Source organism: Kitasatospora sp. NPDC054795 (assembly GCF_053611565.1).
This window is the reverse complement of record NZ_JBSHAP010000048.1, coordinates 1-11,182: the sequence shown is the minus strand read 5'-3', so window position 1 is coordinate 11,182 and position 11,182 is coordinate 1. Positions and strand designations below refer to the sequence as shown.

10 protein-coding genes are annotated in these 11,182 nt (G+C 74.4%); 4 read left to right on the top strand and 6 right to left on the bottom strand.

The annotated features are described in order from the left end of the window. Positions 1-320 precede the first annotated feature (320 nt). Positions 321-599 (top strand): hypothetical protein, encoded by a 279-nt coding sequence (locus tag ACWGJO_RS18885; RefSeq protein WP_452185134.1) that lies wholly within the window; start codon positions 321-323, stop codon positions 597-599. 69 nt (positions 600-668) lie between these two features. Here ACWGJO_RS18885 and ACWGJO_RS18880 read toward each other — a convergent pair whose 3' ends face one another. Then, positions 669-1,193 (bottom strand): DUF6879 family protein, encoded by a 525-nt coding sequence (locus ACWGJO_RS18880; protein ID WP_452185132.1) that lies wholly within the window; start codon positions 1,191-1,193, stop codon positions 669-671. Positions 1,194-1,492: 299 nt separating this feature from the next. Here ACWGJO_RS18880 and ACWGJO_RS18875 point away from each other — a divergent pair, with 299 nt between their 5' ends. Next, positions 1,493-2,548 carry an alcohol dehydrogenase catalytic domain-containing protein gene (locus ACWGJO_RS18875; protein ID WP_452185130.1) on the top strand — a complete coding sequence of 352 codons (1,056 nt, stop codon included), beginning with the start codon at positions 1,493-1,495 and terminating at the stop codon, positions 2,546-2,548. Between the two features lie 42 nt (positions 2,549-2,590). On the opposite strand, the gene ACWGJO_RS18870 is transcribed toward ACWGJO_RS18875, so the two are convergent. The 5 genes from ACWGJO_RS18870 to ACWGJO_RS18850 all read right to left on the bottom strand — a co-directional run bounded on the left by ACWGJO_RS18870 (position 2,591) and on the right by ACWGJO_RS18850 (position 9,562). Beyond that, positions 2,591-3,820 carry a serine hydrolase domain-containing protein gene (locus tag ACWGJO_RS18870; protein WP_452185128.1) on the bottom strand — a complete coding sequence of 410 codons (1,230 nt, stop codon included), beginning with the start codon at positions 3,818-3,820 and terminating at the stop codon, positions 2,591-2,593. Between the two features lie 238 nt (positions 3,821-4,058). After that, positions 4,059-5,450: a serine/threonine-protein kinase gene (locus ACWGJO_RS18865; protein ID WP_452185127.1), complete on the bottom strand. Its 1,392-nt coding sequence runs from the start codon at positions 5,448-5,450 to the stop codon at positions 4,059-4,061. Then, positions 5,443-7,398 carry a caspase, EACC1-associated type gene (locus ACWGJO_RS18860; protein WP_452185126.1) on the bottom strand — a complete coding sequence of 652 codons (1,956 nt, stop codon included), beginning with the start codon at positions 7,396-7,398 and terminating at the stop codon, positions 5,443-5,445. The genes ACWGJO_RS18865 and ACWGJO_RS18860 overlap by 8 nt, the downstream gene beginning before the upstream one ends. A 2-nt stretch (positions 7,399-7,400) precedes the next feature. Then, positions 7,401-7,865 carry an effector-associated constant component EACC1 gene (locus tag ACWGJO_RS18855; RefSeq protein ID WP_452185124.1) on the bottom strand — a complete coding sequence of 155 codons (465 nt, stop codon included), beginning with the start codon at positions 7,863-7,865 and terminating at the stop codon, positions 7,401-7,403. Between the two features lie 92 nt (positions 7,866-7,957). After that, the gene (locus ACWGJO_RS18850) at positions 7,958-9,562 is read right to left on the bottom strand and encodes an FAD-dependent monooxygenase (RefSeq protein ID WP_452185122.1); all 1,605 of its coding nucleotides are present in this window, start codon (positions 9,560-9,562) and stop codon (positions 7,958-7,960) included. Positions 9,563-9,648: 86 nt separating this feature from the next. Between ACWGJO_RS18850 and ACWGJO_RS18845 the strand changes: the two genes are divergently transcribed. Further along, complete coding sequence (locus tag ACWGJO_RS18845) at positions 9,649-10,203, top strand: CGNR zinc finger domain-containing protein (protein WP_452185120.1); 555 nt, start codon at positions 9,649-9,651, stop codon at positions 10,201-10,203. A gap of 313 nt (positions 10,204-10,516) precedes the next feature. Then, positions 10,517-10,882: a hypothetical protein gene (locus ACWGJO_RS18840; protein WP_452185118.1), complete on the top strand. Its 366-nt coding sequence runs from the start codon at positions 10,517-10,519 to the stop codon at positions 10,880-10,882. Positions 10,883-11,182: the final 300 nt, after the last annotated feature.

The following is an 11,182-nucleotide window of genomic DNA, read 5'->3' as shown; positions in this document are numbered from 1 at the left end:
GCCCTCTCGGTCCGACTCGGCCCGGCGGTCCGGCGGTCCGGCATTCGACCTCGCCCGCCGCGCTCGCGCCGAGCGCGGCGGGGCCGAAGGAGGCTCGGGCTCCGTGAGGTGGCCCAGGCCGGACCGGCTGCCGCTGCTCCGCTCGACGGTGGTCACCCGCAGGTCCCTGGAAGGCTCGTCCTCCTCGCCACCGCCTCGCCGGGCAACCCCGCGCAATTCGACCACCACCACCGCCACTGACCAGGTCGTGTCCTGTCGATCTGACGGGCCGGGTGAAAATCGGGTGGGCCGGTCGCCGCGGTGGTGCGGGATGCGGGGACATGACGATCGTTTTGGACGAGCCAGGCGTCGACGGCCTGACCGGGGCCGTGGAGGCGCTCCGTGCATGGCAGGACGACCGGACGTCGCTGCAACTCCATCCGGGGGACCTCGGCTGGGCCTGGGCGCTGGGCGCGGAGAGGCTGGCCGCGGCCGTCCGCACCTGGAGTGCGGACGGCCGGGTCATCGCCGTTGGATACTTGGACGCCCCTGATGTCGTGCGCCTGACGACCGCGCCGGACCTGCGACAGGAGCTCCTGGAACGACTCGACGTCAGTTGACGGCCGAGTCGCTCCTTCTGGTCGGGCGCGGGAGGAGGGCTCGGCAGGCGTCCGGTGCTCGCGGCCGAGTCAGACGGTGAACTCCTGGTGGGGGATGCCTGCCGCCCAGACGGCCTCGAAGGCCGCGGAGCAGAGCTCCACCGCGGCCTCGTCCTCGGTGAAGGCGTGGCCCGCCCAGTCGCCGTCGCCCGTGAACCAGTGGAAGAGCACCAGTCGCCGGTCGATCAGCCAGAAGTCGTTGCCCGGGAGGGCGATGGTCGATGCCCGGCTCCGGGGAAGCCACCGGACCTGCTCGCCGGCCGCGAGGTTCACGGGGGTGACGGCGTGCTCGTACCTGATGTAGTCGGTCACCGGCTCCGAGACGATCCGGGCGCGGCGCAGGACGACACCCCGGGAGACCGCGTCCTCCACCAGGGGGATCCACGTCGGCCAGAACGATGTATTCGGGTCGTTGTCCACCTCGCCGGTCCTCCTGAAGCGGTCGAAGGGCTCGACCTCCTCGCCGACCGAGTAGGTGTCGCGCATCTCCAGGTGCACGGCGGAGCGCGTGGCGCCCCTCAACAGCTCGGCGAAGTCGGGTGCGCTCTGCGTCATCACAAGCCTTCCTCGGGGTCGGGACCGTTCCCAGCGGGACGCGGACCACATTCTCGCCGCCGGGGACACCCGCGGTGCGGCCTTTCGTCCGATGACGCCCGCCGGGCCGGGGAATCGGCGCAGCGGGCGTGCGCGGACAAACGGCGGCGGAGGGACGAAGCTGGTGGGAGCGCCGGGGCGGGTGGCGCCCGCCGCCCGCCGCCTGCCGTTGGCCTCCGACTTCCGGCCTCCGACTTCCGGCCTTCGGCCTTCGATCTTCGGCCTTCGATCTTCGACTCCGTACGGAAGGGTTCTCCACCATGGCTGCCACCTCGTCCACCTCGTCCACCTCCTCCGACGGCCTGCAGCGCGCCGTGCTGGTCGCAGCCCCGGGGGCGGCGCCCGAACTGTCCGAGGTGCCGGTACGCGAGCCGGGGCGCGGGGCGGTGCGCGTCACCGTCGAGGCGTGCGGCGTCTGCCACTCCGACCTCCTGATCGCCGGTGGCGCCCTGCCGGGCACGACGTTCCCGGTCACCCCCGGTCATGAGATCGCGGGCCGCGTCGACGCCCTCGGCGAGGGGGTGGAGGGCTGGAAGGTCGGTGACCGGGTCGCCGTCGGCTGGTACGGCGGCAGCTGCGGCCGTTGTGACGCCTGCCGTTCGGGTGACGCCATCCACTGCCCCGAACTGCAGGTCCCCGGGGCGGCCTACCCCGGCGGATACGCCGACAGTGTCGTCGTTCCGGCCATGGCCCTGGCCGCGATCCCCGACGGGCTGACCGCCGCCGAGGCGGCCCCGCTGGCCTGCGCCGGGATCACCGTCTTCAACGCCCTGCGCCGCTCCGCCGCCGGGCCCGGGGACACGGTCGCGGTCCTGGGCCTGGGCGGGCTCGGCCATCTGGGGGTGCAGTTCGCCCGCGCGATGGGCTTTCGTACGGTGGCCGTCGCACGCGGTGCGGAGAAGGAGCCGCTGGCGCACGAGCTCGGCGCCGAGCACTACATCGACAGCACCGCCGGCGACGTCGCCGGGGCCCTGAGGTCGCTCGGCGGCGCGAAGGTGGTCCTGTCCACGGTCACCAACGCCGACGCCATGTCCGCCGTCGTCGACGGGCTCGGCCGGCGCGGCGAGCTCGTCGTCGTCGGCGTCTCCGCCGACGCCCTCTCGATCAGCCCGCTGCAGCTGATCACCGGGGACCGGAGGGTCTACGGCCACTCCTCGGGTACGGCCGTCGACACCGAGGACACCCTGCGTTTCGCCGCCCGCACCGGCGTGCGGGCGTGGATCGAGGAGGTGCCGCTGGAGGAGACCGCGGCTGCGGTGGCCAGGATGGCCGGCGGCCGGGCCCGCTTCCGCATGGTCGTCACCACCGGGCGCTGATCCTGGCCGCCGGCGCCCTGCTTGCCGCGCCCGGGCCGCGGATCACCGCCCGGGGGTGGTCCCGCAGGCGGCCGTGGTGAGGAATGCGGTGACGGCGGTCTTGGCGGCGCGCGGATCGGAGCGGTCGAACGGGTTGTGGGAGAGCGCGAGTTGGCGTCGGCCGTCGGCCGTGCCGGCGGCCATCGTCGAGTAGCCGGGGAGGTCTCCGCTGTGGCCCCAGAACACCCCGCACGGGGTGTCGAAACGGGCCAGCCCCAGCCCATAGCCGCGTCCCGGTCCGGCGTCCGCCGTCCTGGTCATCTCGGCGAGTTCGGCGGGGCGCAGCAGTCGGCCGTCCAGGAGGGCGGCGATGAACCGGTTGAGGTCGGCGGCGCTGGAGATGCCCTGCCCGGCGGCGCCCATGACGGACGGGTTGAGCTCGGTGACGTCCACCGGTCCGGTCGAGAGCTTCACGTAGCCGTGGGCGTGGGGGCCGGGCAGCAGCGGCGACAGGCCGGGCATGGTGGTGTCGCGAAGTCCCAGTGGCCGGATGATCCGCTGCTCGACCTCCCGCTGCCAGGGGCGGCCGGTGACCTTCTCGATGAGCAGGCCGGCGAGCAGGTAGTTGGTGTTGGAGTAGTGCCAGCCCTGCCCCGGCGGGAAGTACGGGGCGCGGCCGTTGGCGAGCGCGAGCAGGTCGGCAGGCCGGTAGGTGTGCCAGCGCGGTCCGGCCAGCCAGCTGCGGTACTGGTCCTCGTCCTGGGGATCCATGCCGGGAGCATCGGTGTAGTTGTACAACCCGCTGGTGTGGTTGAGCAGTTGGCGGACAGTGATGGCCGCGCCGTTGGGCACCGCGTCGGGAAGGCGGGCGTCGACCGGGTCGTCCAGGGCGATGCGCCGCTCGGCGGAGAGCTGGAGCACGACGGTGGCGACGAAGGTCTTGGTGACGCTGCCGATCCTGAACCGGGCTTGCGCGGGAACCGCCGCTCCGGTGACCGGGTCGGCCACCCCGGCGCGCCCGCGCCAGGCGGTCCGCCCGTCCTGGCGGACCTCGCCTACGGCGGCCGAGGAGCCGGCGTCGACGATGCCCCGCAAGGTGGTGCGCAGCGCGGTGGACTCGGCACGGTCCGGAATGAACTCCTTCTCCTCGTCCGTGGGTTGGATCACGACTGGAACTCCGGCCGAGGGCGCGGCAGAGCCCGTCGTGGCGCCGGCGCCGAGCAGCGCGGTGGCGGCCAGGAGTGCGGCGGCCGAGCGGATGCCGGCCCTCGATGTGCGCGGATCTGGCGTCATGTCCGCTTCCCTCCCCTGTCGGGGGCGCGTCGGCGCCCCTCTTGCCGAGTCTGCCGGTGGGCGTCCGACCGCGGCATCCACCGGAGGTGCTGCCCGGCATCCTCCCCGGGGTTGGGGTGAGCTCGAAGTCCACCTCCCCCAGGCGTACTTCACCCCGTACGGCGGGCCGCGCCGGGGGCAGGGCCAGGAGCCCTCGGCGGCGGCGTCGCCGACCACGACGCCGGCCTGGGCCAGGGTTTCATCCCCGGGCGCGCCAGGAGGAGGGTCGGAACCAGCGGCGGCGCAAGCCGCCGCGCGGTGGCGGCGGGAGCTCGGCCTCCATGGGCGCGGCGAAGGTGCGCAGCAGGACCTCGGGGGCCGGGCCGGGATCCGGGGGCCGGGGCGGTGACAGCACCACGGGCAGGTAGGCGGGCGCGGGCGCCGGCGGGGGAGTGGGCGGGGGCGGCGGCAGGGCGGGCGGCGGGTCGGCGGGGCCGAGCGCGGCGCCGGGTTGTGGCCGCTGGCCTCCCGGGCTGCGGAGGTGGACGGTCGGCGGGTCCGGTGGCGGTGGGAGGGAGATCACCCCGGTCGACCACGCGGGCGGTCGTAGCCGAACGGTCGGTCCTCCCGGGGCAGGGCGCCGGAGGGTCTCGGCGGTGGGCGGTTCGGTCGGCGGCTCCGGTGGCCGGGCCGGGCGGGGCTGGTAGGGGCGATCGAGGTCGAGGACGAGCTGGGCCCGTCGCAGGGTGGCGCGGGAGACGGCGTCGGGCAGCCAGTCCCCGTGGGCGAGTTGCTGCCGTGCGGCGGCGACCTGCCACGTGGAGAGCGCTCCGATCAGGCTGTCGACGGTCGGCCGGTGCGCCGGGTCCTTGCTCAGGCAGGCGCGGACCCAGCCGTCCAGGTCCTCGGGCAGGGAGGAGATCCGGGGTGGTTCGTGCAGCACGGTGTAGATCGAGCTGACGAGGTTCTCCCCGCCGAAGGGCGGCGCGCCGGTCGCCGCGAAGCCCATGACCGCGCCGAGGGCGAAGACATCGGCCTCGGGCCTCACCGGCTGCGCGGTGATCTGTTCCGGGGCCAGGTAGCCCGGGGTGCCGACGATCATGCCGGTGGACGTCTGCCGGGTCGAGCCGGCCAGCAGCGAGATCCCGAAGTCGATGAGCCGTGGGCCCTGGCCGGTGAGCAGGACGTTCGACGGTTTGAGGTCCCGGTGCACGACACCGACGGCGTGAACGGAGTCCAGGGCGCTGAGGAGTCCGTACCACAGTGCGTACAGCGACTCGGTCGGGAACGGGCCGAAGGCATCGACGCTCTGCTGGAGGGAGAGCCCCGGGATGAAGGCCGTGGCCATCCACGCGCCGTTCTCGTCGGCCTCCGCGTCCAGGAGCGGGGCGGTGAACTGTTCGGGGATCCGCGACACCACGGCGATCTCGCGGCGGAAGCGCTCCTTGAGGTCCGACACGCTCAGCAGTTCCGGGCGTAGGACCTTGACGGCCGCGGCGCGGCCCGTGGTCGAGCGGGCGAGGTACACGATGCCCATGCCGCCCGCGCCGAGGCGGCCCAGTAACTGGTAACCGCCCAGTTCCCGGCGGTCGCCGTCCGTGAGGGGCGTCAGCTCGCCGGGAAAACCGGTCCAGTCGTCGGGTTCAGCCATCGCTCCACTTCCCCAGGCCCCGCCGGTCGGTGGTGCGGTGCCCGCGTCCGAAGAGGATTTCCGATCGGAGCCGCCGGTCCGCCCGCCGCCGCCAGCGAGCCAGCAGGGCCTCGTTCGCGAGGACCTCGGGGTGGTCGGGGCCGAGGGTTCGGCGCAGTTCCGGCAGCACCTCGTGGAAGATGCGCAGCGCGGTGCGGACGTCCCCGTCGGCGCCGGTCCAGTGGGCGAGCCGGGCCCGGTTGACCAGGGTCACCCGGTCCTGTTCGCCGAGGATCCAGTCCAGGTCGTCGAGGAGCTGGCGGAAGAGGCCGATCGCCGTTCGCGGGTCGCCGGCCTCGCCGGTCCAGTGGGCGTGTTGACTGCGGGCGAGGAGCGTCTCGCGGGCGTCCCGTCCGGCGACCCGGCTCAGGTCGGGGACCACGGCGGCGAACAGCCCGCGGGCGCCCTTGGGCGAACCGGACAGGCCGGTCCACTGGCCGAGCCTGGCCCGGCCGACCAGGGTGTGCGGATCGTCGGCACCGAGCAGCCAGTACAGGTCGGGGACGAGGGAGTCGAGCAGGCGGACGGCCTGCCGGGCCTGGCCGGAGCGTCCCGTCCACTGGGCCTGGTTGATCCGGCCGACCAGGGTGTCGCGATCCTCCGAGCCGAGGACCCGGCGCAGGTCCGTCACCAGCAGGTCGGTGAGCTGCGCGGCGGAGCCGGTGTCGCCGCAGACCCCGATCCAGTGCGCGTGCCTGCCCCGACCCAGCAGGGTCTCGCGGTCGTCCGGGCCGAGGGTGCGGGACAGGTCGGTGACCACCTCGCCGGTGAGGCGAGCCGCCTCCGCGGGCCGTCCGGTCTCGCCGGTCCAGTGGGCGAGCTGGGCGCGACCTACGAGCGTCACCCGGTTGTCGGCGCCGAGCACCCGGGTCAGCGCGCCCACCGCCGCCGTGGACAGGTCGAGTGCCTCGCGGGCCTGGCCGGCGGTGCCCAGCCACTGGGCGTACTCGATGCGCCCGGCGAGGGTGTCCGGGTCGTCGGAGCCCAGGACCTGGGTCATTTCGTCCAGGACGGTGCCCAGTTCCGAGGCGGCGGAGCGGGCGTGGCCGCCTCGGCCGAGGCGCCGCCCGGCCTCCACGAGGGACTGGAGGCGCTCCCGCTCGGTGACTGGCCCCTGGCGGGTGTCGGGGGGTTCGGCCCGCCCTGGTCGGCCGGGGCGTCCGGTGCGCGGGCGGCTGAGGATCAGGTTGGCGGCGGTGTCGGTGCCGCACTGCTCCGGCTCCGGCCACCCGCGTGAGCGAAGCGCGAGCCGCAGGTGGGGGAAGAGCGCGCCCAGCGACACCCCCTCGGGGCCGGCTCCCTCGACGCCGTTGCGCAGCGCGCGCAGCAGTTCGCCGGTGAAGGCAGTGTGCCGTTTGCCCTCCTCGAAGTGGGAGGGCGAGTTGGGCGGCGACGAGACCAGGGTGTACGCGCCGGCGATCTCCAGCTGTTCGGCCACGGGCGGGGTGCCGCCGGCCAGCCCGCCCGCGACCGCGCGGCCGGAGAAGCAACAGTCGAGGACGAGGACCCGGACGCGTGCCGGGCTGGCCTGGAAGGCTTCCCGGACGACGTCGAGCGGGCAGGCCGTCAGGGAGGGCATGTTCTGGTCGGTCTCGGTGAGCGCGAGGTAGAGCTCCCCCTTCTTGGAGCCGATCAGGCCATGGCCGGAGTAGTAGACCAGGAGCACGTCCTCGGCGGCCGCGGCCGCCTTCAGTAGCGGCAGTCCGAGATCCCTGGGCTGCCGCGGGTCAAGCACGGTGATGCTGCGCTCGGGGGCGAACGCACCCGGTTCTCCCTCATTCAGGACGTCCCGGAGGTCGAGCACGTTGTTGGTGATCGACGTTACGTCCGGGGGCCCGTCCTGGTGCGAGTAGTGCGCGGTGCCGATCAGTACGGCCCACGAGCGCGAGGCGTCGGGAAGCCGGAACACGGTCAGGCCGAGGCGTCGTCGGTCCTGCGGGCGGTGTTCCGGGCGGCGGTGTCCCGGATTCCGGTGTCCCGGGCGTCGGGGTCCGCCGGGGCCGGGAGGCCCGGACCGGTGTACCGCGGCTCGGAGTGCAGGGCGGCCTTGAGCACGGACTCCACGTCGGAACGCGCGATGTGCTCGGCGGTCACCTCGGTGCGGGTGCCGTCCGGCTTGACGGTCTTGAGTCTGACGGTGCTGCTGCGGGGTTGGGCCAGGTAGATCTTGAGCGAGGCGGCGAGGGTGGTGAGCGCCCCGCCCGCTCCCACCGCGACGACCAGGGTGTCGGACCAGGAGCCGAGTTCGCCGGGGCGGGGAGCGGCCGTGGCGACGCGAACCCGGCCGCGCAGCGCGGGTTCGCCGACCAGCCAGTCGCGCAGGTCGAGGACGGCATCGGGGCCGTCGGCCTCCACCGCGAGCCAGGATTCCACCACAGCGATTCCCCCTTGGATCGAACCGGCGCGGGCGCTCCGCGTCCGCTAGGACGGCGGGGCGGATTGTTCCGTTCCCCCGTGCGGCCGAAATGTTATGACGGTCCATCAGAAGATCGCCACTCGGAGGCTCCGGTGTCCGACGCGGACAGCACCCGTCGCAGGACGGTGAGCAGCCGCCCGTCCTCGGCGGGAGCTTGCCGTGCCCGCCAGGCGATGTGGCCGTCCGGGCGGACGAGGACGGCGCCGGTGGGCGGGAGGCCGGCGGCCCCGGACCGGTCGGGTGTCGGCAGTGCGTGCACGGTGACCGGCAGTCCTGCCGTGGCGGCGGTGGCCGCCTGCCGCTGCCAGGCGGTGTCCCCGGTGGCCGTGAGAAGGGTGAAGCCCGGCCCGACCAGGTCCAGGGTGGACGCGGCCCCGGGCGGGCCGGCGAGCCGCAGGTGGGGCAGGCGGGTGCCGGGTGTGCCGTCGGGGTGTTCGAGGCCGGAGAGGCCGGGGTCCAGGGGTGGGAGCGCGGGGTCGGCCGGGTCGGTGAGGACCGCCGTCGAGCGGTAGGCGGCGGTGAGCAGCAGTTCGTCGTCGATCCGATAGCCGGCCCGGGCGCGGGAGTTGGCGAGCGAGATGTCGACGACCTGCCGGGCCACGGGGCGGCGTTCGGCCTCGTAGCTGTCCAGCAGTGCCTCGCCGGCCGTCCCGGCGGTGACCGCCGCGAGCTTCCAGGCGAGGTTGTCCGCGTCGCCGATGCCGGTGTTCATGCCGTGCCCGCCGGTCGGCGGCACCGCATGGGCGGCGTCGCCCGCGAGCAGCACCCGCGCGCAGCGGTAGGTGTCGGCGAGGCGGGCGTCCATCCGCCAGGTCATGGTGTCCTGGACGGTGACCGCGAGCTCGGGCAGCCCAGCGGCGTCCCGGACCAGCCGGGTGAGCGCCCGGTGGTCGGCCGACAGGGCGGCGGCGTCCTCGCGTTCGGGATCGTACGGGTACTGGTAGATCCACTGCCGGTCGTTGTCGACGGCGAGGAAGCCGCCGCGGCCCGGTTCGGTGAGGAAGTACGAGGCGCTGGCGCGGTCGGCGACGACCTCGCCGAGCGGAGCCTCGAAGCGGACGCTCAGGTAGTGGCCGAGGCCGGTCGGCCCCGTCATCGCGATCCCGGCCGCCTCGCGGACGGTGCTCGACGCGCCGTCGCAGCCGACCAGCCGGTCGGCGCGCACGGTGCGGCGCTCGCCGGAGTCCCGGTCCTCCAGCAGGGCGTGGACGTGTCCGTCCCGTTGGGTGAAGGAGAGCAGGCGGGTGGCGAACCGGACGCCGCCCGGGGCGAGTCGGCGGGCGCGCCGCAGCAGGACGGCCTCCAGGGCGTCCTGCGAGCAGATCAGCCCCGGGGAGGGGGTGCGCTCGGCGCTCTCCGCCGGGCCGCCGGCCAGGCCGGTGCGGACGAAGTCCGGGTCGACCAGGGTGCGGCCCCGGTAGAAGTACACCTGGGAGGCCGGGAGCCCGGCCCGCCGGATCGCCTCCTCCAGGCCGCACCGCCGGAAGACCTCCATCGAACGTGCCGACACCCCGCGGGCCTTGGGGTGGCGCGAGGTGCCGGGGTGCGCCTCGACGAGCAGGTGCGGCACGCCGTGGCCGGACAGCAGGACGGACAGGGTCAGGCCGACCGGTCCCGCGCCGACGACGAGCACGGACGTGGTCTCCGGGAATTGCATGCCACCACTCCTCGGTAACGCCTAATGGGAGTTTTTGAAGTTACCATGATCCGGACGGCACCCCATCGACATGTCGAGGCGACCCCATGACCCGGCTCCAGGGCAGCGACGGCGGCGGCAACCCCCGCGGTCTCCACTTCCTCACCGAGCTCGCGAACACCGTCCGCGAGGACCCCGGCGCGGGCGCCGCCGAACTCCAGGCCCTCCTGGAGCGCCACGGCGGCCCGCCCTTCCGGCTCACCGACGCCGACGCCCGCGAACTGCGCGAGGCCACCGTCGAGGTGATCGCCGTCCTCGACACGGACGACCCGGACCGGGCGGCCGAACTGATCAACGCTCTGCTCGACCGCCACCCGGCCCGCCCCCGCCTGGTCCGCCTCCCCGGCCGGCCCTGGTCCCTGCACACCCGCGCCCCCGCCGACGCCGGCCTCACCCACTGGCTGCTCTCCACCGCCGCCCTCGCCCTCGGCCTGTGGCTCGGCGAACGCGGCGGCTGCGCCTGGGGCCGCTGCGCCGCCCCGGGCTGCGAACGCTTCTTCATCGACACCGGCCGCCGCACCGCGCAGCGCTACTGCACCCCGCGCTGCGCCACCCGCGTCCGTGTCGCCGCCCACCGGGCGCAGCGGGAGGACCGGGCCTGAGGGCGGGGGTGGAGGCCGTTCCCCGCCCCCGCCGCAGCCGAACTCCCGCACTGGGTTCGTACACCGATCCGGGCCGGCGACCCCACCCCCATGGTGCGGGACGTACCCCTTGGGTCGCCCGTACCGGCCCGGTGCCCCCGGGGCGCCATGCTGCCTCCACCCCCCAACTCCCAGGTTGACTAGTGTTGTTCGACTACGTCACGCTCGACGAACCGCCGGGCGGGCGGCCGGACGTGCCGCGCGTGTCGTGCGCCGCGCGCCGCCCGACGCCCCGGCCCGGATGTCCACCGTGCACCCGTGTGGAGGTACCGCCATGTCCAAGCGCCGTCTCGCCGTCCCCGGAGCCGCCGTCGCCGCTCTGACCCTCGCCGCCCTGCTCCTCCCGGCCACCGTCGCCCACGCCGCGCCGCCCGCCGACTCGTGCACCCAGAACTGGAGCATCGGCTCCGGCGAGGGCTACGCGAACGGCAAGTGGTGCAACTACAACACCAAGGTCGTCGGCACGGTGCACGACACCAAGGCGGACGGCCGCTGTCCGTACGTGCGCGGCAACCTCTCCAACGGCGGCCGCGTCGACAGCGACTGGGCCGGCGGCAAGGGCAAGTCCCGCGCCATCACCCTCTACGCGCCCTCGGGCACCCACTTCACCAGCGTCACCATGCGCTCCATCGGCTGCTGACGCCGACGCCGGGCGGGCGGGTGTCACCGGAAGCCTCCTCGGGGTTCCCTCAGGGATGCTGATACGCCGTCGGAAGCAGGTTCCCGGCCGCCTCTCCTCCTGCGCGCCGACGACCGCTCCGGGCTCCGGGTGATGCCCTGGACGGGACCACGGTGGGCACGCCGTCCGGACCGCACCCGGGACTTCCGGCGGCGGCCGTGGCCGCGAGAGGAGAGGCCTCGTGAACCCGCCCGCCCGCCCGCGCGTCGAGGCGCTGCTGGACGGGGTCGGAATTGCGTCGGGCCCCACCGGATGCGGAGG